The sequence below is a fragment of the Microbacterium sp. genome (assembly GCF_043427715.1).
Lineage (GTDB): Bacteria > Actinomycetota > Actinomycetes > Actinomycetales > Microbacteriaceae > Microbacterium.
On record NZ_JBHWTD010000092.1, the window covers coordinates 13,154 to 35,780 of the forward strand.

Genomic DNA, 22,627 nt, shown 5'->3' on the forward strand with positions numbered 1-22,627 from the left:
CGTTGGATGGATGCTGCGTGGTCAGGGTCGGTGGTCGGGCTCGGCGAGCAGCGCGTCGAGGCGATCGATGCGGGCACGCCAGAGGTCCTCGTAGCGGGCCAGGAGGGCGCGGGCGCGGGCGATCATCGAGTCAACACTCGCTTCCCCGATCACCACCGAGTTCACGCGATTTCGCTGTGGATTCGGGAACCGGGTGTTGATTCGGCGGGGGTGGAGGGGTCAGGCGGCGTGCTCGACGCAGCGGGTGGCGGTCGGGCGGGCCTCGAGCCGGGCGGCGGGGATCGCCCGACCGCACACCTCGCACACCCCGTAGGTGCCGGCGGCGACGCGGGCCAGCGCAGCGTCGACCTCGGCGCGATCGGATGCCGCGGCGCGGCGCAGCACCTCGATCCGCTGCCACTCGCCCGAGAGCGTCGACCCCTCGGGGTCGTGTTCGTCGTCGGCGGTCGCATCGGCACGGTCTGCCCGGATGGCGGCGTCCTCCTGCGCGAGGCGACGCTCGAGCGCATCGAGCTCCGCCGCCCGCGCCCGCAGGCGCGCCGTCACCTCATCGACCTCTCCCATCGCGCCATCGTAAGGTCGCTACCCCCGCACCGCCAGGGCGTCAAGGCCATACCCGGTCGCCGCGAGCACGCCGCATCCTGTCCCGCGGAAGGAGGTCGACCATGAGCGACCAGAAGGAGTACGCGCCCGACGAGGAACCGGACACCGAAGACCTCGAGGAGCCCAGCGTCGCGAAGGAGCCCGGCGAAGAGCCGAAGGCTCCGGAGCAGAGCGAACCGGAGCCCAGCCACCACGCGGTCGGCATCGGCATCGTCGAGTCCGGCGATATCGTCCCGCCTGAGGAGGACGGCGGGTCGGAGGCGGGCGCCGACCCGGGCGAGGACCCCGACGAGGACCCGTACGAGGGATGACGGCGACGAACTAGACTGGCGGGTATCCCCCGGCATCCCGAGTCTTGGAGTTCAGCCGCGTGAGCACCCCTGTCGCAGACACCGTCGAGAACGCCCTCGAGACCCCGGACAAGGAGCAGCCGTACGCGGCGCTCGGCCTGAAGCCGGACGAGTACGACCGGATCCGTGAGATCCTCGGCCGCCGGCCCACCTCGGGCGAGCTGGCCATGTACTCCGTTATGTGGAGTGAGCACTGCTCCTACAAGTCGTCGAAGATCTACCTGCGCCGCTTCGGCGACAAGGTCTCCGACGAGATGAAGACCCGTCTGATGGTCGGCATGGGCCAGAACGCGGGCGTCGTCGACGTCGGCGAGGGCTGGGCCGTCACCTTCAAGGTCGAGTCGCACAACCACCCCAGCTACATCGAGCCGTTCCAGGGCGCCGCGACCGGTGTCGGCGGCATCGTCCGCGACATCATCTCCATGGGTGCACGCCCCGTCGCGGTCATGGATCAGCTCCGCTTCGGCGCGATCGACCACACCGACACCGCCCGCGTCGTGCACGGCGTCGTCTCAGGGATCAGCTCCTACGGCAACTGCCTGGGCCTGCCGAACATCGGCGGCGAGACCGTCTTCGACTCGGTCTACCAGGGCAACCCGCTCGTCAACGCGCTCGCGGTCGGCGTCATGCGCCACGAGGACATCAAGCTCGCCAACGCCACCGGCGCCGGCAACAAGGTCGTCCTGTTCGGCGCCCGCACCGGCGGCGACGGCATCGGCGGCGCGTCGATCCTCGCCTCCGACACCTTCGCCGACGGCGGCCCCACCAAGCGTCCCGCCGTCCAGGTCGGCGACCCGTTCGCCGAGAAAGTGCTCATCGAGTGCTGCCTCGAGCTGTACAAGGGCGAACTCGTCGAGGCGATCCAGGACCTCGGCGCCGCCGGCATCTCCTGCGCCACGAGCGAGCTCGCCGCCAACGGCGGGTCGGGCATGCGCGTCGACCTCGAGAACGTCCTGCTGCGCGACCCCTCGCTCACGCCCGAGGAGATCCTCATGAGCGAGAGCCAGGAGCGCATGATGGCGATCGTCGCGCCCGAGAAGCTCGACGCGTTCCTCGCGGTCGTCGGCAAGTGGGACGTCGAGACGAGCGTCCTCGGCGAGGTCACCGGAGACGGCCGCCTGCAGATCTTCTGGCACGGCGAGAAGATCGTCGACGTCGACCCCTCGACCGTCGCCGTCGACGGACCGGTCTACGAGCGCCCCGTCGCCTACCCCACCTGGATCGACGCCCTCCAGGAGGACTCGGCCTCCGCGCTCGAGCGCAGCGACGACCCCGACACGCTCCGCACCCAGTTCGTGCAGCTGCTCGGCAGCCCGAACCTCGCGGACACGTCCTGGATCACCAACCAGTACGACTACTACGTCATGGGCAACACCGCGCTCAGCTTCCCCGACGACGCCGGCATGATCCGCGTCGACGAGGAGTCGGGCCTCGGCTTCGCGATCTCGACCGATTGCAACGGCCGCTACTGCCAGCTCGACCCGTACGCAGGTGCGCAGCTCGCCCTCGCCGAGGCGTACCGCAACGTCGCCGTGACCGGCGCCACGCCGACCGCCGTGACCGACTGCCTCAACTTCGGCAGCCCCGAGAACCCCGAGGTCATGTGGCAGTTCGGGCAGGCCGTCGACGGCCTCGCCGACGCGTGCTTCGAGCTCGGCGTGCCCGTGACCGGCGGAAACGTGTCGTTCTACAACCAGACCGGCGACCAGCCGATCTTCCCGACCCCGGTCGTCGGCGTTCTCGGCATCATCGACGACGTCGCCCGTCGCATCCCGAGCGGTTGGCAGGATGCCGGTGAGAACATCTACCTGCTCGGCACGACCTCGATCGAGCTCGACGGATCCGCCTGGGCCGGCACCGTGCACGGTCACCTCGGCGGTCGCCCCCCGAAGGTCGACCTCGCCGGCGAGAAGACCCTCGCGGGCCTCCTGTCGGCAGCGCGCGACGAGATGCTCGTCTCCAGCGCGCACGACCTGTCCGCGGGCGGTCTCGCGCAGGCCCTCGCCGAGGCCGTCATGCGCTTCGGTGTCGGCGCCCGCGTCTGGCTGACCGAGATCATGGAGCGCGACGGCGTGGACGCCGCGACCGCCCTGTTCAGCGAGTCGACCGGTCGCGTCATCGTGTCGGTGCCCCGCGAGGAGGACGTGAAGTTCCGCGGCCTCTGCGAGGGACGCGGCTACCCGGTGCTGCGCATCGGCGTGACCGACCCGGCCGCCGACGGCGAGCAGCCCGCGCTCGAGGTGCAGGGGCTGTTCACGCTCACGGCATCCGAGATGCGCGGGATCTCGAAGGCGACCCTCCCGGCCGCCTTCGGCCCCGTCATCGACGAGGTCACCGCGTGAGCGACGATCCCGAATACGCCGACTTCGCAAGCCGCCGTCGCACCCGCACCCGCATCACGGCATGGGTCGTCATCATCGCCATGGTGCTCGTCGGCGGCGGGGCGACCGTGCTGAGCCTGCTGTTCGGCTGACGCGGGTCATGGACGCCACCGCGCCTGCCCTGCCGGGTCGCGCGGTGCTGCAGCAGCGCTGGAGCGGCGCCTGCTTCCTGCATTGGCGCGTCGACCCGTCGCAGGTCGCGCCGCTGCTGCCGCCCGGCACCGAACCCGACGTCTTCGACGGGTCGGCGTGGGTGGGCCTCGTCCCCTTCGTGCTCAGCGAGTTCCGGTTCCTGCCGCTGCCGCCGGTGCCGTTCGTCGGCCGGTTCGTCGAGATCAACGTGCGGACGTACGCGAAGGATGCCGACGGCCGCCGCGGCGTCGTGTTCCAGACGCTCGAGGCGGAGCACCTGCTCCCGGTCCTCGGCGCGCGCGCCGTGTTCGGGCTCCCCTACCGCTGGGCGAAGGCGGCGATGCGCACGGACGGCGACGCGATCGAGTACGCGTCGCGGCGGCATCCGGGATTCGGGGATCGGGTGCACACCCGCATCCGCGTCACCCCGGGAACCGAGGCCGTCGACGACGAGCTGAGCCGGTTCCTCACGGCGCGCTGGGGCTTCCACGAACGGCACCTCGGCCGGACGATCTGGGCCGCGAACGAGCACGAGCCGTGGCCGCTCGTCCGCGCGGAGGTCTCGCGCCTCGACGACGGTCTGCTGGCGGATGCCGGGTTCCCGGGTCTCGCGGACCGCGCACCCGACTCGGTCCTCGCGATGCCCGCGCGGCATCCGGGGGTCGTCACCCGGTTTTCGGGTGCCCGGGTCGTCGGCTGATCCGGGTCGTCAGCCGATCGGGGTCGCGCGTCGCCGTAGCGCGCGGACGATCACCACGACGCCGAGGGCTGCAAGAACGACCGCCAGCGCCGCGCCGAGGACCCCGACGAGCTCCGCCGCGGGTCGCTCGACGTACGCCCACGTGGCGTGCGCGGCATCCCACACCATCGTCTCGACGCCGTAAACGGCCACGAGCAGCACCGCCGCCATCGCCCCCGCCAGGCACGCCGCTCCGAGCGCGTACGCCCGCCACCCCGTCCGTTCCGTGTTCCCCATGCGGTCAGGATGGCACGCGCGGGCGTCCGGCGGGTGAACGGGATGCGGACGTCCTTCCCCCCTCCTTCCCTCCCTCTTCTCTGAGAGCGCTGTCACCGTGCGCGGCTAGCATGGCGGCATGCAGCTCTGGGTCGTCGCGATCGGAGCCGCGGTGGCGGAGTTCTGGTGGGTCGCACCCGCCGCAGCGGGAGCCGGCGCGGCCGGGATGATCGGCGTGCGCCGCAGCCGCTCGACCAAGGCCCGGCGCCTCGGTGTCGCCGCCGCGAAGGTCGAACTCGAGCACGCTCGCTCGGCCGCTGCGGGCAGTCGCGCGACCGTACGCGTCGCCCAGGCCGAGCTCGTACGGGTCGAAGCCGAACGTGCTGCCGGTCGGGCGACGGGTGCCGACGTCCAGGCCGCTCGCCGCGCGCTCGACGTCGCCCACCGCACCCGCACGGCGGCCGCCGCCCACATCCGCGTCGCCCGGGCGCGCATCGGTGTCGAAAGGGCCGCCATTCCCGCCCGCGGCACCGACCCGGTGCACCTCCCGGTCGCGCGAGCGATGGCCGCGCACGATGAGGTCGCGGCGCGCTGGATGCAGTACGAGACGGATGCCGCGCGAACGCTCGCCTTCCCCGCCATGAGCGATGCGCGCGTCCCCGCCACGGCGGAGTTCCTGCGCCTCGACGCGGAGGCGCGCGCGGCGCGTCCGTCGTCTCCTCGCGCGCGGCTCACCCCCGAGCAGTTCGCCGCCTACCGCGGCGCCGTCGACCGACTCCAGCGTGCGTTCGACGCCGCCGAGCAAGAGGCGTGGCGACTCGCAGGTGCCCGGCCCGCCGACGCTCCCCCCGCTCCGCAGACCCTGACGCAACGCTGGTCGTCGATCGCGACCGAGGCGATCAGCCGCTCGGCGGAGGGATTGGCGCGGGCGGCCGAATCCGCGGCATCCGCTCTCGATGCCCGCCGCGACTCGCGGCAGGACGAGCAGCCGCACGCCGACCCGGCCGCGGGCGATGGCGACCCGAAACGCAAGCCGATGTGGCCGGTTCCGGGCCGCCCGCGCACCCCTCCGCAGAGCTGACGCGGAGCGCGCGCCGCCTACGATCGAAGGGTGAGCACTCCTCCTGCGCCGTCCGCCCCGTCGACGAAGATGCTGAGCGCGATCGTGGCCGTCGTCATCGCCCTCCCGCTCATCTTCTTCGACATCACGGTCGCGGTCGGGGTGATCTGCGCGATCTGCGCCGTCATCCTCGTCGTGCAGGGCTGGTTCGCCCGCAGCGAGGAGTCGGCGCCCGGCTTCCGCACCTGGATGCTGCTCATCCCCCTCATCCCCGCCGTCGCGATCATCGCGCTGCGGGGATGGGAGGGCGCACAGCAGCTGCTGTCGTTCTTCGAGACCGTCGCCTGAGCCCGCACCGGGTGGCTGTGCGCCGTCACGAATAGGCTGAGCGTCATGGCCGGATTCTGGGCTTTCGCGGGCGACTTCTGGTGGCTCGCTTTCCCCCTGTTCGGCATGCTGTCCGCCATCGGATCCTCGACCGCCAAGAGCTCGAAGCAGCGCCATCAGCGGCGCTTGGAGGTCATCCGCGCGAAAGCCGAGCTCTCGGCCGCGAAACGCGGTGCCCCGCTGTCCGCGCCGCGCGATCCGGCGGTCGAGCGAAAGTCACCTGAGCAGAAGTCGCTCTCGCAGCAGGCCGACGAGCTGCGCGCGGTGCACGACGAGATCACCCGGCGATGGCTCGACTACGAGCTCGACGTCGCGAAGCTGATCGCGTTCCCGTCGATGAGTGACGGCCGCGAGCCGCTGACCGCCGCCTTCCTGCGCGCGAAGAAGGTCGCCGACAGGGCGCGGCCTGCGCCCGACGCGAAACCGGGGGCCGACGAGGTCGCCGCCTACCGGAGCGCCGTCACCGATTTCGAGGTCGCATTCGACCTGGCCGAGCGGGAGGCCCGGCGAGTCCGAGACAGCGGCTTCACCGACGCCGAGCGCAAGCGCCTCGCCACGGCATCCCGTCTTCTCGCGGTCGCGACCAACGAGGCGGCGACCCCGACCGAGCGCCACGTCGCGTACCGGCGCGTGCGCGAGGAGATCAACGGCCTGATCGCCCTCTCCGACGAAGCGGTCGAGGAGCTCGAGAAGAAGGTCGCCCGCGAGCTGCCCGCGCGTCCGTCGACGACGCCGCCCGAGCCCGCGTCCCCCTGAGGGCGACGGATGCCGCGGCTCGCCCGGCGGCATCCGCTCATCGCCCGGGACGCGAAAGCGGGGGCCGCCCGAAGGCGACCCCCGCTTTCGTGACGGATCACTCCGTGACGAGCGTCTCGAACGCCTCCGGGTTGGCCTCGATCCAGGCGTCTACGGCCTCGGCCTCCTTGCCCTCGCCGAACTCGTTGACGACCATGTCCTCGAGCGAGGCGTAGGCGGCGTCGTTGAGCTTGATGCCGGCGATCAGCTCAGCGGCCTCGGGGAACTCCTCCGCGAAGTCGGCGGTGCCGAGGAAGTGCAGCGCCTCCGCGTCGCCCATCGCACCGCGCGGGTCCTCGAGGTCCTTCAGGCCGTAGGCCTCGTTGGCCCAGAACGGACGCCACGAGGTCACGACGATGTCCTCCTCGGCAGCCGTCGCACTGTCGAGCTCGGTGAGCATCGCGGCGGTCGAGCTGGTGACGAGCTCGTACGTGCCCTCGAGCTCGTACTCGGGGATCATCGACTCCTGCGTCTGCTTGGTGAGGCCGGCGCCCGGCTCGATGCCGTAGATCTTGCCGCCGAAGCGGTCGGCGTTGTCGGCGAGGTCCTCGATCGAGTCGATGTCGACGTACTCGGGGACGGCGATCGTGAGCTTCGCGCCGTCGTAGTAGGCACCGAGCGACTCGATCTTCTCGCCGTACTCCTCCATGTAGGAGGCATGGGTCAGCTCGGGCCAGGCCGACGGGTACATGTCGACGTCGCCCTGCGCGAGGCCGGCGTACAGCGGGCCGGCTTCGGTGAGCTCTTCCATCTCGACCGTGTAGCCGATCTTCTCGAGCTGGTCCTCGAGCAGGTACGCGGTGCTCAGGCCGTCGGTCCACGACGGCAGGAAGCCGAGCGTGATCGTGCCGAGGCTGTCGTCGCCGCCCTCGGCGGAGCCGCCTTCGGTCTGGTTGCCGCTGGCGCAGCCGGCGAGGGTGAGGGATGCCGCGGCGCCGAGCGCCACGAGACCGGTGAGGTGTCGCTTGTTCATCGTGAACCTTCCGTATGTGATTGCATGCGTTTCGTATCGTGTGTGGCCCGGGTGCAACCGGGCCGTGCAGTCGCTCTCGCGCCGCACGTCTGGGGTCAGGCGCCGGTGGGGACCGGGGCCTGCTGCGGCGAAGCCTGCTCGCGCTCGACGGTTTCCGTCGGGGTGGCCGCGCGCGTCGACGGACCACGACGGCGCGAGATCATGCCGAGCACTGACCAGTGCTGCCCGCGCAGGTCGCCGAGTGCCGCCGTGAGCCGGTCGAGGTAGACGGCGAGGATGACGACGCTGAGGCCGGCCTCGACGCCCTTGGCGATGTCGACGGTCGACATCGCCTGGACGATCTCCTTGCCGAGGCCGTCGGCGCCGGCGATGCCGGCGATGACGGCCATCGAGAGGGCGAGCATGATCAGCTGGTTGACGCCGGTCATGATGCTGGGCATCGCGAGCGGGAGCTGCACGCCGCGCAGGATCTGGCCGGGGGTCGCGCCGAACGCGTGGCCCGCCTCGACCGTCTCCGAGTCGACGCCGCGGATGCCGAGCTCGGTGAGCCGGACGCCCGGGGGCAGCGCGAAGATGACCGTCGCGACGACGCCCGGGACGACGCCGATGCTGAAGAACACGATCGCCGGGATCAGGTAGACGAACGCCGGCATGCTCTGCATCAGGTCGAGCACGGGACGGATGCCGGCGCTCAGCCGGTCGCTGCGGGCCGCGGCGATGCCGAGGGGCACCGCGATCACGACGGCGATGAGCGCGGCGATGAGGACGAGGGCGAGCGTCTGCATCGCGTTCACCCACTGGCCGACCGCGAGGATCAGCACGAAGCTCACGACCGTGCCGACCGCGAACTGCCACGAGCGCAGCAGCCACGCCAGGCCAGCGAGGACGATGACGACGAGGACGATCGGAGCGGCGAGCAGGGCGTCGGCGAGGGAATCGACGAGCCACCCGATGGCTGTCGCGATGCCCGACAGCAGCCAGCCGAGGTTGTCGCGGATCCAGTCGACACCGGCATCCGCCCATTCGCCGATGGGAATGCGAAATCCCTCCATCAGAGCACCTCCTCCTTCTCGGGGGTCGGGCCGTCGACGGCGAGCGCCTCATCGATCTCGCTGTGGGAGACGGGGTCGAGGATCACGGGGATCTCCGTGGTCTCGGTAGTCTGCGGGCCGAGCGCGGTGAGGAGCGTGATGCGCGGGATGACGCCGACGAGGCGACCGTCGTCATCCGTGACCGCCAGCGGCAGCGGAGACTCGGCGGCGGGGATGAAGAGGTCCATGAGGACGTCGTCGCGGCCGACGGCCAGCGGCACCGGGCGGAGCATCGACGCCAGGGTGCTCTCGCCGCGGCGAACGAGTTTGAGGGCGTCCCGGTCGGTCACCATGCCGAGGAGCTTGCGGCTGCGGTCGGTGACGTAGACGGCCGCGGAGCGGTTGTCGCGCATCGTGCGCAGGGCGGTGCGCGGACCGGCCGTGTCGGTCACGGCGACGGAGCCCGGGCGCTCCATCACGTTCGCGGCGGTGAGGACGCGGGCACGGTCGACGTCCTGCACGAACTGCTCGACGTAGTCGTTGGCCGGGTCGGTGAGGATGTCTTCGGGGGTGCCGATCTGGACGATGCGGCCGTCGCGCATGACGGCGATGCGGTCGCCGAGGAACATCGCCTCGTTGAGGTCATGGGTGATGAAGACGATGGTCTTCTGGAGCTTCTGCTGCAGGTCGAGCAGCTGCTCCTGCATCTCGCGGCGGATGAGCGGGTCGAGGGCGCTGAAGGCCTCGTCCATCAGCAGGATGTCGGTGTCGGCGGCGAGCGCGCGGGCGATGCCGACACGCTGCTGCATGCCGCCCGAGAGCGCAGACGGGAGCTTGTCGCCCCAGCCGCCGAGTCCTACGAGCTCGAGGATCTCCTCGGCCTTCGCGAGCCGCTCGGCCTTGGCGACGCCGCGGACTTCGAGGGGGTAGGCGACGTTCGCCGCGACCGTACGGTGCGGGAGCAGGGCGAAGTGCTGGAACACCATCGCGATCCGGTCACGTCGGATGCCGCGCAGGCGGGATGCCGGGATGCCGGTGATCGGGTCGCCGTGGACGAGCACCTCTCCCCCGGTCGCATCGTGCAGTCCGTTCAGCATGCGGATGATCGTCGACTTCCCGGAGCCGGAGAGGCCCATGATCACGAAGATCTCGCCGCGCTCGACGGTGAAGCTCGCGTCGATGACGGCGGCCGTCCCGGCGTCTTTGACCCTGTCTCGGCTCTCTCCCGCCTTCAGGCGCTTGACGGCCTGGGCGGGATTGCGTCCGAAGACTTTGAACAGGCTCTTCGCTTCGACTGCGGGTATGGTCACGTGCTTCACCTCGGCGGGCGCGCACGCGCCCGCATCGGTAACGCCCGGGTGGCGATCACAGGCTCGGCGCGAGCGTTCGGGAACGCATCCAGCGACGTGCTCCGGCGACGAACATCGGGATCGTCGCCCAGACCGCCGACCGTACGCTCGCTCGCCGCGCGCTTCCTCAGAAAGCGGGTCGAGCGACCGCGGACTGGTCGTCGAGGGCTCGAGGCCCTCTTCCACCGTAGGCGGCGTATTCACGGGGATCAAACCGAGCCATTCGCTTGATCGGGCCGGTCGACTGGGGTATTCGCGCGGGCGCGCGGCGGAGACACCCGTGAACACATTTCCCGTTGACGAGTGAGAGGTTCTGTGGTTACCTACTCATGTAACTAACCCAACAACCATTGGAGTCGGAATGGTCGACGAGGGACGCCCGCTCTTCCTGCAGATCGCAGAGAGCGTCGAGGACTCGATCATCGACGGGAGTCTGTCCGAACAGGATCAGGCGCCCTCGACGAACGAGCTCGCCGCGTTCTTCCGCATCAACCCGGCGACGGCCGCGAAAGGGATCGCCATGCTCACCGACAAGGGCGTGCTCACCAAGCGGCGCGGCATCGGCATGTTCGTCGCCGACGGCGCCCGCGAACTCCTCCTCACCGAACGGCGGGCGGCGTTCGCCGACCGCTATCTCGACCCGCTCCTTGCCGAGGCCCGCAAGATCGGCCTCGGCCCCGACGACCTCGCCCGCCTGCTGGCGGAGCGCTCATCAACCACGACCACGGAAGGAAACGCACGATGACCGCCGTCATCGAGGTGAAGAACCTCACCAAGCGCTACCGCAAGAAGACCGCGGTGGACGACATCTCGTTCACGATCGAGAAGGACACGATCTACGGCCTTCTCGGCCGCAACGGCGCCGGCAAGACGACGGTCATGTCGATCCTGACCGCGCAGAACTTCCCCACCAGCGGCGATGTGCGCGTCTTCGGCGAGCACCCGTACGAGAACGCCCGCGTCCTGAGCCGGATGTGCTTCGTCCGCGAGAGTCAGAAGTACCCCGACGACGCGACGCCGACGCACGCGTTCCGGATCGCCTCGCTGTTCTACCCGAACTGGGACCAGCCGCTCGCCGAGCGTCTCATCGCGGAATTTGAGCTGCCCGTCACGCAGCGGATCAAGAAGCTCTCGCGCGGGCAGCTGAGCGCGGTCGGGGTCATCATCGGCATCGCCTCCCGAGCCGAGATCACGTTCTTCGACGAGCCGTACCTCGGCCTCGACGCCGTCGCGCGGCAGATCTTCTACGACCGACTGCTCGAGGACTACGCGGAGCACCCCCGCACGATCATCCTCTCCAGCCACCTGATCGACGAGGTCGCGAACCTCCTCGAGCGCGTCCTCGTCATCGACGGCGGCCGCATCATCATGGACGAGGACACCGAGTCGGTCCGCCACCGCGCCGTGACCATCCTCGGCGACAGCGCTGCAGTCGAGGCATTCATCGAGGGACGCGAGGTCATCCACCGTGAATCGCTGGGACGCGTCACGAGTGTGACCGTGCTCGGAACCCTGTCGGCCGCCGAGCGCGCTGAGCTCGTGGCATCCGGTCTGGAAGTCGGGCCGGTGTCGCTGCAGCAGCTGATCGTCCGTCAGACCCAACATGCCGCCCCGATCGATGAAGGAGCCCTGCGATGAACCGCACACTGAACGTCGTCCGCATGCAGCTGGTGAACCGCTCGACCTTCATCTGGGTCCCGCTCATCGTGCTCGGCGGCACGGTCGCCATCACCCTCGCCATCTTCGCGCTCATCTCGGGCAACGGCGTCGAGGCGGACCTGTTCGGCGGCGGTGCGCAGGCGCCGCTCTGGTACTTCCTGGCGGTCGGCGTGCAGGCCCTCACCCTCAGCCTGCCGTTCTCGCAGGCGATGAGCGTGACCCGCCGCGAGTTCTACCTCGGGACGCTCCTGACCGCGGCCCTGACCTCGGCCGGACTCGCCGTGATCTTCGTCCTCGGCGGGTTCTTCGAGGAAGCCACCGGCGGATGGGGCCTCGGCGGGTACATGTTCCGACTGACCTGGGTCTGGTCGCAGGGAGCGCTCGTCGCGGGGCTGTTTTTCTTCGTGCTCGCCATGCTGTTCTTCATCGTCGGCTTCTGCGCCGCCAACGTGTACAAGCGCTGGGGCAACCTCGTGCTCACCGTCGTCTTGGTGGGCCTCGGGCTCCTCCTCATCGCCACCATGTGGGTCATCGGACAGGCCGACGCGTGGGCGGAGGTCTTCGCCTGGTTCGGCGCACTCACACCGCTGAGCCTGACCGCCACGCTCCTGGGCATCGCCGTCGTCCTCGCGGGCGGCTCGTACCTCATGCTGCGCCGCACGGTCGTCTGACCTGGCACCGCCGGAAGCGGCCGGGGATCGTTCACGCGATCTCCGGCCGCATCCGTATGCGGCCCGTTCGCTCTTGCGGTCAGCGCTCAGCGGTGGTTGCCCTGCGGCGCGGGATTTCGCGAGGGTCAGCCGTTTTCGGCGGCCTCCGTGTGGTGCCGGATGACCTCGGCGACGACGAAGTTAAACCACTTCTCGGCGAATTCGGGATCGAGGTCGGCGTCCTCGGCGAGGCGGCGCAGACGCGCGGTCTGCTGCTCTTCGCGCGCCGGGTCGGAGGCCGGCATCCCGTGCTCTGCTTTCAGGACCCCGACCTGCTTGGTGCAGCGGAATCGCTCGGCGAGCATGAAGATGAGCGCCGCGTCGATGTTGTCGATGCTGGAGCGCAGGCTGTGCAGCTGGGCGATCGGGTCGGTCATGATTCCTCCGCGCTGAGACTATCGCGGGTCGTCTTGGCATCCGGGCCCGGCAGGTCCGTCTTGACATGGTTACGGCGTCAGACGGGGCTCTTTCACCTTCGACGACGAAGCCGCCGCGTGGGTGTCGATCAAAGATCCAGATCCGCGCCGGCCGACGCGAAGCCCGAGCCATCGTCGCCGTCGGACGCCGCGGCATCCGCTGCCGGCCACTCGGTCACCGCGCCGGGACGACCGCTCTCATCCACCGCGACCCGCGCGATCGCGCCGTCCCCGGCGCGCGCGACGATGAGCGCCTGCGGCAGCGCGAGCACGTGCACGGGGTCGGGTCCGACCGAGACCGGGCCACCCAGCGGGGTGAACGTCTGCTCGCCGTCACGGACGAACGCCTGCACGGCGTCCTGCCCGGCGAGGGTCGCGTAGACGACCTCGAGAGACGGATGCCACGCGAGCCACGCCGGCGAATCCGCTGCGACGACGAGATCGCCGACACCGAGCGGACCGCTCGCGAGCGGTGAATCGACCGCACCGGCCTGCAGCAGACCGATCCCCTCGGCCGAGCCCCCGCGGCTGGGGCCGTACCCGCCGAGCAGGTACCTCACGTCGTCAGTCGAGCAGACCGTGACGCACGATCACGGCGTCGCGGGCGGCGCCGACACCGATCACCGAGATGCGCGTGCCGCTCATCTTCTCGAGCGCGAGGACGTACTCCTGCGCCGCGACGGGCAGCTCGTCGAACGTCCGCGCGGTGGAGATGTCCTCCTTCCACCCGGGGAAGTATTCGAGGATCGGCGTCGCGTGGTGGAAATCGGTCTGGTTGACCGGCACCTCATCGAACCGCTCACCGTCGACGTCGTACGCGACGCACACCGGGATCCGGTCGAGTCCGGTGAGGATGTCGAGCTTGGTCAGCACGAGGTCGGTGATGCCGTTGATACGCGTCGCGTAGCGCGTGATGGGGGCGTCGTACCAGCCGACACGGCGCGGGCGCCCCGTCGTGGTGCCGAACTCGAAGCCGCGCGAGCGGAGGAAGTCGCCGCTCTCATCGAACAGCTCGGTCGGGAACGGGCCCGAGCCGACACGGGTCGTGTACGCCTTCACGATGCCGACGATGCGGTCGAGGCGGTTGGGTCCGACGCCCGAACCGGTGGCTGCGCCGCCCGCGGTCGCGGACGACGACGTGACGAAGGGGTAGGTGCCGTGGTCGATGTCGAGCATCGTGGCCTGGCCGCCTTCGAAGACGACGACCTCACCGGCATCCAGCGCCTGCGACAGCAGCAGACCGGTGTCGCACACCATCGGACGGAGCCGCTCGGCGTAGGAGAGGAGGTCGTCGACGATCTCGTCGACGGTGATCGCGCGGCGGTTGAAGACCTTCACCAGCAGGTGGTTCTTCTGGTCGAGGGCGCCTTCGACCTTCTGGCGCAGGATGTTCTCGTCGAAGAGGTCCTGCACACGGATCCCGGTGCGGTTGATCTTGTCGGCGTAGGTCGGGCCGATGCCGCGACCGGTCGTGCCGATCATGCGCTTGCCGAGGAAGCGCTCGGTCACCTTGTCGAGGGTGCGGTGGTACTGCGTGATGATGTGCGCGTTCGCGCTCACCTTCAGTCGCGAGACGTCGACACCGCGAGCCTGCAGCGCGCCGAGCTCGGCGAACAGCACCTCGAGGTCGATGACCACGCCGTTGCCGATGACCGCGTTCACGCCGGGCGAGAGGATGCCGCTGGGCAGCAGGTGCAGCGCATACTTCTCATCGCCGATGACGACGGTGTGGCCGGCGTTGTTGCCGCCGTTGAACTTGACGACCCAGTCGGTCCGCTCGCCCAGGAGGTCGGTGGCCTTGCCCTTGCCCTCGTCCCCCCACTGAACGCCGACGATCACAATGCCTGGCATGGCCCACTCCCCCGTTATCGGACGGTTACACCCCATCCTATCGGGTGCGTCGCGGAGACCGCCCCGACAGCCGCGCAACGCGACGTCACACGATTTGGGGCCAGCCGCCGGGTCGGGTTGCATCGATACATCGGCCGCGCTCTGCGGCATCCGACAATCCATCGAAGGGGACACCGGTGATCGCGCTGGAACACGTGTCGAAGCGGTACGGGGGCGTCCCCGCCGTTGACGACGTGTCGCTGACCATCCCGACCGGGGAGGTCTTCGGCATCGTGGGGCAGAGCGGCGCCGGCAAGAGCACCCTCGCCCGCATCGTGAACCTCCTCGAGCGTCCCGACAGCGGCACGGTCACCGTCGACGACGTCGAACTGACCGCTCTTCGCGACGCCGATCTGCGCGCCGCGCGCCGTCGCATCGGCATGGTCTTCCAGCGGTTCAACCTGCTCGCCAGCCGCACCGTGCGGGGCAACGTCGAGCTGGCCCTCGAGCTCGACGGCACGTCCCGCACCGAACGCCGCTCCCGCGCGCAGGAGATGCTCGACCTGGTCGGGCTCGGCCACCGCGCCGACGCTTCGGTACACGAGCTCTCCGGCGGACAGCAGCAGCGCGTCGGGATCGCCCGGGCGCTCGCCTCGCGGCCGAGCGTGCTGCTCTCGGATGAGGCGACCAGCGCCCTGGACCCCGAGACGACGGCATCCATCCTCGATCTCTACCGTCGCATCAACGAGGAGCTCGGTCTGACGGTCCTGCTCATCACCCACGAGATGGACGTCGTGAAGTCGACCTGTCACTCCGCCGCGCTCATCGAGCAGGGCAAGGTCGTCGAGCAGGGTCGCCTCGTCGACGTCATCCGCACCCCCGGGTCGCGGCTGACCGGGCAGCTGTTCCCGCTCGGCCCGATCCCCGAGGACGTCCCCGCCGACGCGACCGTGATCGACATCACCTTCGCCGGGGGCACCGCCGACCGGCCCGTCATCGCGCGACTCGCCCGCGACCACGGCGTCGACGTCTCGATCCTGGGCGCCGCCGTCGAGCGCATCGCCGGCACACAGGCGGGGCGCACCCGCCTCGAGGTCCCCGGAGCCGTCGCCGGTGCCGTCATCGCCGATCTCCGCGCGCAGGGGTTGCTCGTCGAGGTCCTGCAGGGGGTGGCGGCATGAACCAGCAGCTCTTCGACATCCTCCTGAAGGCCACCGGCGAGACCCTCTACATGGTCGGCGTCGCCCTCGCCGTCACGATCCTCATCGGGCTGCCGCTCGGCGTCGTCCTCGTCGGCACCGAACAGGGCCGCTTCCTCGACAGGCCGTTCGGCTCCCGCGCGGCCGGCGTCGTCATCAACCGGGTCCTCGACTTCATCGTCAACTTCGGCCGCTCGGTGCCCTTCATCATCCTGATGGTCGCGCTGATCCCGTTCACGCGGCTGATCGTGGGCACCTTCATCGGCTCCACCGCCGCGATCGTGCCGCTGTCGGCCGTCGCCATCCCGTTCTTCGCCCGGATGGTCGAGATCGCGATCAAGGAAGTCGACCCGGGGCTGCTCGAAGTGGCATCCTCCCTCGGCGCGAGCCGCTGGCAGCTGATCACGAAGGTACTGCTGCCCGAAGCCGCCCCCGCGGCGCTGCTCGGACTGTCGACCACCGTGACCTCGATCATCAACTTCTCGGCCATGGTCGGCACGGTCGCCGGCGGCGGTCTGGGTGACGTCGCGATCCGCTACGGCTACCAGCAGTACAGCTGGATCCACATCGTCGCCGTGATCATCATCATCTTCGCCATCGTCATGGTGCTGCAGAGCCTCGCGGCCTGGGGCGCCCGACGACTCGCCCGCCGCACCACCCCTTCGCGCCGCCGGCGCACCGAGATCTCCGGCGCTCTCTGACGCCTCCGCGCATCCACCCGTCGACGCGCATTCCCCCGATGAAAGGAACACCCGTGTCCCGCACACTCCGCACCTCGCTCTTCGCCGCCGCGGCGGCTGTCGCCCTCACCCTCACCGGCTGCGCGGCCGGTGACACCGACTCCGCTCCCGAGGACGGCGAGGGCCTCGGCACCCTCAAGGTCGGCGCCCTGCAGACGCCCGCAGGCGACATCCTGCAGCACATCGCCGAGACCAGCGCCGCCGAGGCGGGCCTGGAGATCGAGTTCGTGCCGTTCACCGACTACAACACCCCGAACACGGCCCTCGTCGACGGCTCCATCGACGCGAACCTGTTCCAGAACGAGACCTTCCTGGAGACCTTCAACGACGCCGCGGGCGCCGACCTGATCAGCATCGGCCAGGCCTACCTGCCGAGCGCGGCGTTCTACTCCGACAAGGTCTCCAGCTTCGACGAGCTCGAGGACGGCGCCACGATCGCCATCCCGAACGACCCGACCAACGAGGGCCGCGCACTGCTGCTGCTCGCCTCCGAGGGCCTCATCGAGACCACCGAGGACGTCGTCGACCTGACCGGCGTCACCGCGAACCCGAAGAACTTCGAGTTCCGCGAGATCGAGAACGCCACGCTGCCGCAGGCGCTTCCCGACGTGGATGCCGCGTTCGTGACGATCTCCTTCGCCCTGCCCGCCGGCCTCACCGGTGACCAGGCGATCCTCCTCGAGGGCGAGGACAGCCCGTACTACAACGTGCTCGCGACCCGTCCCGAGCTCGAGGACGACGAGCGCGTCCAGAAGCTCTACGAACTGCTGACCACGCAGGAGACCGCCGACTTCGAGAACGAGACCTGGGGCGGCCTCGTCGTCCCCGTCGTCCGCGGCTGAGCGACCCTTCTTCGAGGCCCCCGTCCCGCACCCGCGGACGGGGGCCTCGTGCATGCGTCGGCGCGCAGCCGTCCTACCCTGGATCCATGCGCTCCCGTCTGCTGACCGTGCCCCTCCTCGCCGCCGTCCTGCTGCTGGGCGGGTGCGCGAGCGCCCAGGACCCCCGCGCCGAAGACGCCTCGGCACCGTCCGCCCCCGCCACCCAGAGCGGCACCTGCGACTACCCCGAGGCCCCCGGCGGGGTGCGGGAGGTCGACGCTCCTCCTGCCGAACCGGTCGCAACGGGGGAGGTCGGCGCGACGCTGCAGACCTCTGCGGGCGACATCGCGATCGCGCTCGACGCGTCGCGGACCCCGTGCACCGTGGGCAGCTTCCTCTCCCTCGCCGCGCAGGGCTACTACTCCGACACGCAATGCCACCGACTGACCACGGTGGGCATCTTCGTGCTGCAGTGCGGCGACCCCAGCGCGACCGGCCGCGGCGGCCCCGGATACCGCTACGCCGATGAGCTGGACGGCACCGAGACCTACCCCGCCGGCACCGTCGCGATGGCGAACGCGGGGGCAGACACCAACGGCTCGCAGTTCTTCCTCGTCTATGAAGACACCGAGCTCCCGCCGTCGTACACGGTGTTCGGCCAGATGGATGCCGCGGGGCTCGAGGTCGTGCGGTCGATCGCCGCGTCGGGTGCCGAAGGCGGCGCCTCCGACGGTGCTCCCGCGAGCGCCGTGACGATCACGGGCGTGACGACCGACTGACCTCGGCCGGTGACGGTGCGGCATCCTCTAGGGTGCGAGCATGCGAATACCGCCTCGGCTCTGGTCCGCCGTCCGCATCGTCGTCGCCGCGCTGCTGTTGGCGGCCGTGATCGGGCAACTCGCGGAGACACTCGGCAACGCCCAGCGGCTCGGCCACGACGTCAGTGTCGTCCTCGCGAACTACTTCAGCTACTTCACGATCGTCTCGAACCTGCTGGCCGCGATCGGGCTCGCCACCGCCGGTGCGCTCGCTCTGCGAGGAAGGCCGACCGAGCCGGTCGCGCTCGGCGTGCTGCTCGCAGCCGCGACCACCTATCTGACGATCACCTGCATCGTGTACAACGCGCTGCTGCGCAACCTCCCGATCGAACCGGGCGTGGCCGCTACGATCCCCTGGTCGAACGAGATCCTGCACGTGTGGGGACCGATCTTCCTGGTCCTCGACCTCCTGGTCTCCCCCGGCCGACGCCGGCTGCCCCGGCGCGCCGTCATCGCGATCGTGCTCGTGCCGATCGTCTGGACGGTCTACACGCTCATCCGAGCGAACCTCATCGCAGACCCGGTGACCGGCGACCCGTACTGGTATCCGTACCCGTTCCTCGACCCGAACGGCGCGGGCGGGTGGGGCAGCGTGCTCCTGTACGTCGTGGGGATCGCGGTCGGATTCCTCCTCGTGGGCGCCCTCGTGATCTGGGTGACACGACTGCGCGGGCGAGGCGTGGCATCCGTTCCGAAGGAGACGTCCGCGGTCGGAGCGGCCTGAGGTTCGGCACACGGGCGGGCCCCGCGCCAGTCGATAGGATTGAACCCATGTCGAAGGTCCTCCAGTCCCTGCCCGTCGGCGAGCGCGTCGGCATCGCTTTCTCCGGGGGCCTTGACACCTCCGTCGCCGTCGCGTGGATGCGCGACAAGGGCGCCGTCCCCTTCACGTACACCGGCGACCTCGGCCAGTACGACGAGGACGACATCGCGTCGATCCCCGGTCGGGCGCTGCAGTACGGCGCCGAGGGATCGCGCCTCATCGACTGCAAGCCGATGATGGTCGAAGAGGGCCTGGTCGCCCTCTCCTGCGGCGCCTTCCACATCCGCAGCGCCGGACGCACCTACTTCAACACGACCCCGATCGGCCGCGCCGTCACCGGCACGATGCTCGTCCGGGCGATGAAGGAGGACGGCGTCGACATCTGGGGCGACGGCTCCACCTACAAGGGCAACGACATCGAGCGGTTCTACCGCTACGGACTGCTCGCGAACCCGGCCCTGCGCATCTACAAGCCGTGGCTGGATGCCGACTTCGTCACCGAGCTCGGCGGTCGCACCGAGATGAGCGAGTGGCTCGTCGCGCACGGCTTCCCGTACCGCGACTCGGTCGAGAAGGCGTACTCCACGGATGCGAACATCTGGGGCGCGACGCACGAGGCGAAGACCCTCGAGCACCTCGACGTGTCGCTCGAGATCGTCGAGCCCATCATGGGCGTGCGCTTCTGGGACCCCGAGGTCGCCATCGAGACCGAGGACGTCTCGATCACGTTCGAGGCGGGCCGGCCCGTCGCGATCAACGGCACCGAATACACCGACGCCGTCGCCCTCGTCATGGAGGCGAACGCGATCGGCGGCCGCCACGGCCTCGGCATGAGCGACCAGATCGAGAACCGCATCATCGAGGCGAAGAGCCGCGGCATCTACGAGGCGCCGGGCATGGCGCTGCTGCACATCGCCTATGAGCGGCTGCTCAACGCGATCCACAACGAGGACACGATCGCGACGTACCACGAGCAGGGCCGCCGCATCGGGCGCCTCATGTACGAGGGCCGCTGGCTCGACCCACAGTCGCTCATGCTGCGAGAGTCGATCCAGCGCTGGGTCGGCTCGTCGGTCACGGGCGAGGTCGTGCTGCGGCTGCGCCGCGGCGAGGACTACTCGATCGTCGACACCCGCGGCGAGACCTTCTCGTACCACCCCGACAAGCTCTCGATGGAGCGCGTCGGCGACGCGGCGTTCGACCCCTCCGACCGCATCGGCCAGCTCACGATGCGCAACCTCGACATCGCCGACTCGCGCTCGCGGCTCGAGGGCTACGCGGCGGCGGGCCTCGTCGAGGGCGAGACGGCGAAGCTGCTCGGCGCGCTCGAGATCGGCCGCTCGGAGGAGATCGTGGCGTCGCCCGACGCCGACCCCGAGGCGATCGAGCAGTGGAACGACCGCGCGGCGATGGACCTCGGCACGGACTAGCGCTCAGATCACCGGCCAGCCGAGCGAATCGGCCGCGTCCACAGCGAGCATCTGCACCGCGGCGTGCGCGAGCGGCCGGGAGAGCTCGGGCGCCGCGGGGAACGCGTCCGCTGCTCTGTCGAAGAGCACGACCATCGGCCTCGAGGTCATGGTCGAGAGCACGTGGAGCCCATCGATGCGATCGCCGAGCTGGTCGTGGATGGCCGCCGCCCACGTGCGGCACGTGCTCTTCGCTGCAGCGTGCAACGAACCAGAGGCGCCTTGCCTGACCGGCCAGAGACCGGTGAGGTCGAGGAGCTCCAGCTCTCTCGATGGCAGCCAGCCGCTGAGCGTGCGTCCCGCGGTCAGGCGGATGGTCCTTCGCGACTGGAACACCTCCGCGAACGCAGTCGTCACGTCCGTTCCGGTGTAGGCGACGCCTCGACCCGCGTGGATTCCCTGCGGCAGCGGCTGCGGATCCCATCGCATGAGCGAGAGAGGTCCGAACTCGCGCAGCTCATCCCAACGCGAGGGGTGCGCCCCGGCGGTCGCGTGGATGCGGAAGAGCGCGTCCCGGTATCGCCGCACGTCTCCCGGCTCGAGCGCCAGCGGCCCAGCCGGGCGCGTCGGGTTCTTCGCGCTCACTCCCACGCGCGTTCGGCCGCGAGCTCGACGACTCGGTCGACCGAGCCTCCGCCACTGAGCCACTCCGCCGGGGCGCGACCGCCCAGCTCGACGACCGGAGTCCGCATGAATGCCGCGATGTCGAGCGGGTGGTAGTCGGCAGGCAACGCCCGCACGACCTCGCGGATGCCCGGCACGAGACCGGCCTCGGTGAACTGCCATCGGGGCAAGAGGTGCGATCCCGACTTCGAGAGCCCGAGGGTGAGGAGCCGTCCGCCGGCGATGAGGCGGCGGATGTTGGAAGGAGCGATGCCGGTGAGTGCCGCTGCTTCCGCTGTCGTGATCGCAGCATCACCGGCTCGGGCTTGCGCCATGCTCGTGCTCACTCCCACGACCGCGGCGGCACGCCGCAACGATCGGTCGGAGAGCTTCGCCTCTTCGATGCCCGCATGCTGCATCAGGAAGGAGCGCTCTCCAGCGGTCAGCGGCTCGGGGTCAGCGCTGGCCTCCAGGAGGATGTCGACGAACTCCTTCGGATCGAGCGCCACGTCTCGCCGCTGCAGGACTGCACCCAGCCGCTCGCGGAAGCCCTCGGAGGCCGCGCTCGGCGTCAGCCCGAGCGCCGGCGCCGCCGAGATCGTCTCGCTCATCATGCCGGAATGATACGCGTCGATACAGGATCGCTCAATGCATCAGCCGCTCGGCTGCGGGCGATCACCGCTGCGCGACGCCTTCCGCCTGGTCCTTCTCGGCCGCGACGCGGATGCCGAAGTGGTACGCGAGCTCGCCACCGAGGAACCCCGAGACGCCGACGAGCGCGATGCCGACGAGGCTGATCACCACGGCGGCCACGCTCAGCTCGTCATGCCCCTCGCTCGAGCGGACGAACCAGCCGATCGCGAAGACCACGAGCGCGACGGTGTTGAGCAGCCCGTGGATGAGACCCATCCGCTTCGCCTTCGTCCGGCCCGGGATCACCGAGTAGTCGAGCACGCCGACGACTGCCGCGAGCACCGCCCCGACGATGCCGATCGCGATGAGCACCTGCGCGCCGAGCAGGTAGCCCGAGGGGTCGTCGGCGAAGATCGCGAGCACGTCGAAGACGAGGCTCGCGATCCACGAGCCGATCGGCACGGTGATGAGCACGGGATGGAACGGGTGCCCGTACCACCCCTGGAGCACGGTGCGCGGGCGCTTGCCGCGGTCGAAGTCGAGCTGATCCGGCACGGTTCCTCCTCGCTCGGTCGCGACCCTCGCCGCGTCGGGTTGGCTCACAGTAGCCGCGCGACCCGAGAGCGTCGAGGGCTTCCCGAGCGCCGGCCGGGCGGACGCTGAGCGCCGCTGTGCTGTACTGACCGGATGGGCGCCGCCCTCGACCTCTTCTCCCCCGCGACCCGCGCGTGGTTCACGGGGGCGTTCGCCGCGCCGACGCCGGTGCAGGAGGCGGCGTGGACCGCGATCGCGCGCGGCGACCACTCCCTCGTCGTCGCCCCGACCGGCTCGGGCAAGACGCTCGCGGCGTTCCTGTGGTCGATCGACCGGCTCCACCGCGAGGACGCCGAGCCGCACGCGGAGCGCGAGCCGGGGGTGCGCGTGCTCTACGTCTCGCCGCTCAAGGCGCT

Annotated in this window: 28 protein-coding genes and 1 pseudogene; 17 read left to right on the forward strand and 12 right to left on the reverse strand. The window is 70.1% G+C overall.

Annotated features, from left to right (window positions below; translation table 11 throughout):
• Positions 1–21: 21 nt before the first annotated feature.
• Together ACHFGS_RS09330 and ACHFGS_RS09335 are read right to left on the reverse strand one after the other, a co-directional pair.
• Positions 22–126: pseudogene (locus ACHFGS_RS09330) on the reverse strand (transcriptional regulator); the annotation flags it as partial.
• Between the two features lie 93 nt (positions 127–219).
• Positions 220–564 (reverse strand): TraR/DksA C4-type zinc finger protein, encoded by a 345-nt coding sequence (locus ACHFGS_RS09335; RefSeq protein ID WP_394289402.1) that lies wholly within the window; start codon positions 562–564, stop codon positions 220–222.
• Positions 565–665: 101 nt separating this feature from the next.
• On the opposite strand from ACHFGS_RS09335, the gene ACHFGS_RS09340 reads away from it, so the two are divergent.
• The 4 genes from ACHFGS_RS09340 to ACHFGS_RS09355 are packed head-to-tail and all read left to right on the forward strand — an operon-like array spanning position 666 to position 4,166.
• Entirely contained in the window at positions 666–914 is a 249-nt protein-coding gene (locus ACHFGS_RS09340) for a hypothetical protein (RefSeq protein ID WP_394289403.1), read from the forward strand.
• A gap of 59 nt (positions 915–973) precedes the next feature.
• A complete protein-coding gene (gene purL / locus ACHFGS_RS09345; RefSeq protein WP_394289404.1) occupies positions 974–3,295 on the forward strand; it encodes a phosphoribosylformylglycinamidine synthase subunit PurL in 2,322 nt (773 codons plus the stop codon).
• Positions 3,292–3,426 carry a hypothetical protein gene (locus ACHFGS_RS09350; RefSeq protein ID WP_394279854.1) on the forward strand — a complete coding sequence of 45 codons (135 nt, stop codon included), beginning with the start codon at positions 3,292–3,294 and terminating at the stop codon, positions 3,424–3,426. The genes purL and ACHFGS_RS09350 overlap by 4 nt, the downstream gene beginning before the upstream one ends.
• Before the next feature lie 8 nt (positions 3,427–3,434).
• A complete protein-coding gene (locus ACHFGS_RS09355; protein ID WP_394279855.1) occupies positions 3,435–4,166 on the forward strand; it encodes a YqjF family protein in 732 nt (243 codons plus the stop codon).
• A 9-nt stretch (positions 4,167–4,175) separates the two neighbouring features.
• Here the strand turns inward: ACHFGS_RS09355 and ACHFGS_RS09360 are convergent, their stop codons facing one another.
• Entirely contained in the window at positions 4,176–4,442 is a 267-nt protein-coding gene (locus ACHFGS_RS09360; protein WP_394279856.1) for a hypothetical protein, read from the reverse strand.
• Positions 4,443–4,560: 118 nt separating this feature from the next.
• Between ACHFGS_RS09360 and ACHFGS_RS09365 the strand changes: the two genes are divergently transcribed.
• Genes ACHFGS_RS09365 through ACHFGS_RS09375 form a run of 3 tightly spaced genes read left to right on the forward strand, consistent with a single transcriptional unit; the run spans position 4,561 to position 6,624 of the window.
• Positions 4,561–5,502 carry a hypothetical protein gene (locus ACHFGS_RS09365; RefSeq protein WP_394279857.1) on the forward strand — a complete coding sequence of 314 codons (942 nt, stop codon included), beginning with the start codon at positions 4,561–4,563 and terminating at the stop codon, positions 5,500–5,502.
• 30 nt (positions 5,503–5,532) lie between these two features.
• Complete coding sequence (locus tag ACHFGS_RS09370; RefSeq protein WP_394279858.1) at positions 5,533–5,829, forward strand: hypothetical protein; 297 nt, start codon at positions 5,533–5,535, stop codon at positions 5,827–5,829.
• Positions 5,830–5,874: 45 nt separating this feature from the next.
• Complete coding sequence (locus tag ACHFGS_RS09375) at positions 5,875–6,624, forward strand: hypothetical protein (RefSeq protein WP_394279859.1); 750 nt, start codon at positions 5,875–5,877, stop codon at positions 6,622–6,624.
• Positions 6,625–6,721: 97 nt separating this feature from the next.
• On the opposite strand, the gene ACHFGS_RS09380 is transcribed toward ACHFGS_RS09375, so the two are convergent.
• The 3 genes from ACHFGS_RS09380 to ACHFGS_RS09390 form a co-directional block, all read right to left on the reverse strand.
• Positions 6,722–7,636 carry a glycine betaine ABC transporter substrate-binding protein gene (locus tag ACHFGS_RS09380; protein WP_394289405.1) on the reverse strand — a complete coding sequence of 305 codons (915 nt, stop codon included), beginning with the start codon at positions 7,634–7,636 and terminating at the stop codon, positions 6,722–6,724.
• Between the two features lie 95 nt (positions 7,637–7,731).
• Positions 7,732–8,688 (reverse strand): ABC transporter permease, encoded by a 957-nt coding sequence (locus ACHFGS_RS09385; protein WP_394280108.1) that lies wholly within the window; start codon positions 8,686–8,688, stop codon positions 7,732–7,734.
• A complete protein-coding gene (locus ACHFGS_RS09390; RefSeq protein WP_394280109.1) occupies positions 8,688–9,977 on the reverse strand; it encodes a glycine betaine/L-proline ABC transporter ATP-binding protein in 1,290 nt (429 codons plus the stop codon). The genes ACHFGS_RS09385 and ACHFGS_RS09390 overlap by 1 nt, the downstream gene beginning before the upstream one ends.
• Positions 9,978–10,377: 400 nt before the next feature.
• Here ACHFGS_RS09390 and ACHFGS_RS09395 point away from each other — a divergent pair, with 400 nt between their 5' ends.
• The 3 genes from ACHFGS_RS09395 to ACHFGS_RS09405 are packed head-to-tail and all read left to right on the forward strand — an operon-like array spanning position 10,378 to position 12,346.
• The gene (locus tag ACHFGS_RS09395; RefSeq protein ID WP_394280110.1) at positions 10,378–10,761 is read left to right on the forward strand and encodes a GntR family transcriptional regulator; all 384 of its coding nucleotides are present in this window, start codon (positions 10,378–10,380) and stop codon (positions 10,759–10,761) included.
• A complete protein-coding gene (locus tag ACHFGS_RS09400; RefSeq protein ID WP_394280111.1) occupies positions 10,758–11,654 on the forward strand; it encodes an ABC transporter ATP-binding protein in 897 nt (298 codons plus the stop codon). Before ACHFGS_RS09395 ends, ACHFGS_RS09400 begins: the two co-directional genes overlap by 4 nt.
• On the forward strand, positions 11,651–12,346 hold the full coding sequence (locus ACHFGS_RS09405; RefSeq protein ID WP_394280112.1) for a hypothetical protein: 696 nt from the start codon (positions 11,651–11,653) through the stop codon (positions 12,344–12,346). The genes ACHFGS_RS09400 and ACHFGS_RS09405 overlap by 4 nt, the downstream gene beginning before the upstream one ends.
• Positions 12,347–12,471: 125 nt before the next feature.
• Here ACHFGS_RS09405 and ACHFGS_RS09410 read toward each other — a convergent pair whose 3' ends face one another.
• From ACHFGS_RS09410 to ACHFGS_RS09420, 3 genes are all read right to left on the reverse strand, one after another.
• Positions 12,472–12,762 (reverse strand): chorismate mutase, encoded by a 291-nt coding sequence (locus ACHFGS_RS09410; RefSeq protein ID WP_394280113.1) that lies wholly within the window; start codon positions 12,760–12,762, stop codon positions 12,472–12,474.
• 128 nt (positions 12,763–12,890) lie between these two features.
• A complete protein-coding gene (locus ACHFGS_RS09415) occupies positions 12,891–13,361 on the reverse strand; it encodes a beta-propeller fold lactonase family protein (protein WP_394280114.1) in 471 nt (156 codons plus the stop codon).
• 4 nt (positions 13,362–13,365) lie between these two features.
• A complete protein-coding gene (locus tag ACHFGS_RS09420; RefSeq protein WP_394280115.1) occupies positions 13,366–14,652 on the reverse strand; it encodes an adenylosuccinate synthase in 1,287 nt (428 codons plus the stop codon).
• A gap of 176 nt (positions 14,653–14,828) precedes the next feature.
• Between ACHFGS_RS09420 and ACHFGS_RS09425 the strand changes: the two genes are divergently transcribed.
• From ACHFGS_RS09425 to argG, 6 genes are all read left to right on the forward strand, one after another.
• The gene (locus ACHFGS_RS09425; protein WP_394280116.1) at positions 14,829–15,812 is read left to right on the forward strand and encodes a methionine ABC transporter ATP-binding protein; all 984 of its coding nucleotides are present in this window, start codon (positions 14,829–14,831) and stop codon (positions 15,810–15,812) included.
• Complete coding sequence (locus ACHFGS_RS09430; RefSeq protein ID WP_394280117.1) at positions 15,809–16,531, forward strand: methionine ABC transporter permease; 723 nt, start codon at positions 15,809–15,811, stop codon at positions 16,529–16,531. Before ACHFGS_RS09425 ends, ACHFGS_RS09430 begins: the two co-directional genes overlap by 4 nt.
• A 53-nt stretch (positions 16,532–16,584) precedes the next feature.
• Entirely contained in the window at positions 16,585–17,412 is an 828-nt protein-coding gene (locus tag ACHFGS_RS09435; protein ID WP_394280118.1) for a MetQ/NlpA family ABC transporter substrate-binding protein, read from the forward strand.
• An 86-nt stretch (positions 17,413–17,498) separates the two neighbouring features.
• On the forward strand, positions 17,499–18,170 hold the full coding sequence (locus ACHFGS_RS09440) for a peptidylprolyl isomerase (RefSeq protein WP_394280119.1): 672 nt from the start codon (positions 17,499–17,501) through the stop codon (positions 18,168–18,170).
• 40 nt (positions 18,171–18,210) lie between these two features.
• Positions 18,211–18,933, forward strand: coding sequence for a Pr6Pr family membrane protein (locus ACHFGS_RS09445; protein ID WP_394280120.1), 723 nt, complete (start codon positions 18,211–18,213; stop codon positions 18,931–18,933).
• 47 nt (positions 18,934–18,980) lie between these two features.
• Positions 18,981–20,402, forward strand: a complete 1,422-nt coding sequence (gene argG, locus ACHFGS_RS09450) for an argininosuccinate synthase (RefSeq protein ID WP_394289406.1) — start codon at positions 18,981–18,983, stop codon at positions 20,400–20,402.
• A 3-nt stretch (positions 20,403–20,405) separates the two neighbouring features.
• On the opposite strand, the gene ACHFGS_RS09455 is transcribed toward argG, so the two are convergent.
• The 3 genes from ACHFGS_RS09455 to ACHFGS_RS09465 all read right to left on the reverse strand — a co-directional run bounded on the left by ACHFGS_RS09455 (position 20,406) and on the right by ACHFGS_RS09465 (position 22,232).
• Entirely contained in the window at positions 20,406–21,026 is a 621-nt protein-coding gene (locus ACHFGS_RS09455) for an RES family NAD+ phosphorylase (protein WP_394289407.1), read from the reverse strand.
• A complete protein-coding gene (locus ACHFGS_RS09460; RefSeq protein ID WP_394289408.1) occupies positions 21,023–21,658 on the reverse strand; it encodes a hypothetical protein in 636 nt (211 codons plus the stop codon). Before ACHFGS_RS09460 ends, ACHFGS_RS09455 begins: the two co-directional genes overlap by 4 nt.
• Before the next feature lie 61 nt (positions 21,659–21,719).
• Complete coding sequence (locus ACHFGS_RS09465; RefSeq protein WP_211447510.1) at positions 21,720–22,232, reverse strand: DUF2231 domain-containing protein; 513 nt, start codon at positions 22,230–22,232, stop codon at positions 21,720–21,722.
• Positions 22,233–22,364: 132 nt separating this feature from the next.
• Here ACHFGS_RS09465 and ACHFGS_RS09470 point away from each other — a divergent pair.
• Positions 22,365–22,627: DEAD/DEAH box helicase (locus ACHFGS_RS09470; protein ID WP_394289409.1), on the forward strand; the 263-nt coding region annotated here is incomplete at its 3' end.

What these genes read in the sequence shown, in the direction of transcription:
- ACHFGS_RS09375 (WP_394279859.1), top strand. Translation starts at nt 5,875, where the DNA reads ATGGCCGGATTCTGGGCTTTCGCGGGCGACTTCTGGTGGCTCGCTTTC.
- ACHFGS_RS09405 (WP_394280112.1), top strand. Translation starts at nt 11,651, where the DNA reads ATGAACCGCACACTGAACGTCGTCCGCATGCAGCTGGTGAACCGCTCG.
- ACHFGS_RS09430 (WP_394280117.1), top strand. Translation starts at nt 15,809, where the DNA reads ATGAACCAGCAGCTCTTCGACATCCTCCTGAAGGCCACCGGCGAGACC.
- ACHFGS_RS09365 (WP_394279857.1), top strand. Translation starts at nt 4,561, where the DNA reads ATGCAGCTCTGGGTCGTCGCGATCGGAGCCGCGGTGGCGGAGTTCTGG.
- argG (WP_394289406.1), top strand. Translation starts at nt 18,981, where the DNA reads ATGTCGAAGGTCCTCCAGTCCCTGCCCGTCGGCGAGCGCGTCGGCATC.
- ACHFGS_RS09360 (WP_394279856.1), bottom strand. Translation starts at nt 4,442, where the DNA reads ATGGGGAACACGGAACGGACGGGGTGGCGGGCGTACGCGCTCGGAGCG.
- ACHFGS_RS09400 (WP_394280111.1), top strand. Translation starts at nt 10,758, where the DNA reads ATGACCGCCGTCATCGAGGTGAAGAACCTCACCAAGCGCTACCGCAAG.
- ACHFGS_RS09355 (WP_394279855.1), top strand. Translation starts at nt 3,435, where the DNA reads ATGGACGCCACCGCGCCTGCCCTGCCGGGTCGCGCGGTGCTGCAGCAG.
- ACHFGS_RS09335 (WP_394289402.1), bottom strand. Translation starts at nt 564, where the DNA reads ATGGGAGAGGTCGATGAGGTGACGGCGCGCCTGCGGGCGCGGGCGGCG.
- ACHFGS_RS09340 (WP_394289403.1), top strand. Translation starts at nt 666, where the DNA reads ATGAGCGACCAGAAGGAGTACGCGCCCGACGAGGAACCGGACACCGAA.
- ACHFGS_RS09445 (WP_394280120.1), top strand. Translation starts at nt 18,211, where the DNA reads ATGCGAATACCGCCTCGGCTCTGGTCCGCCGTCCGCATCGTCGTCGCC.
- ACHFGS_RS09420 (WP_394280115.1), bottom strand. Translation starts at nt 14,652, where the DNA reads ATGCCAGGCATTGTGATCGTCGGCGTTCAGTGGGGGGACGAGGGCAAG.
- ACHFGS_RS09385 (WP_394280108.1), bottom strand. Translation starts at nt 8,688, where the DNA reads ATGGAGGGATTTCGCATTCCCATCGGCGAATGGGCGGATGCCGGTGTC.
- ACHFGS_RS09460 (WP_394289408.1), bottom strand. Translation starts at nt 21,658, where the DNA reads ATGATGAGCGAGACGATCTCGGCGGCGCCGGCGCTCGGGCTGACGCCG.
- ACHFGS_RS09440 (WP_394280119.1), top strand. Translation starts at nt 17,499, where the DNA reads ATGCGCTCCCGTCTGCTGACCGTGCCCCTCCTCGCCGCCGTCCTGCTG.
- ACHFGS_RS09410 (WP_394280113.1), bottom strand. Translation starts at nt 12,762, where the DNA reads ATGACCGACCCGATCGCCCAGCTGCACAGCCTGCGCTCCAGCATCGAC.
- ACHFGS_RS09380 (WP_394289405.1), bottom strand. Translation starts at nt 7,636, where the DNA reads ATGAACAAGCGACACCTCACCGGTCTCGTGGCGCTCGGCGCCGCGGCA.
- ACHFGS_RS09395 (WP_394280110.1), top strand. Translation starts at nt 10,378, where the DNA reads ATGGTCGACGAGGGACGCCCGCTCTTCCTGCAGATCGCAGAGAGCGTC.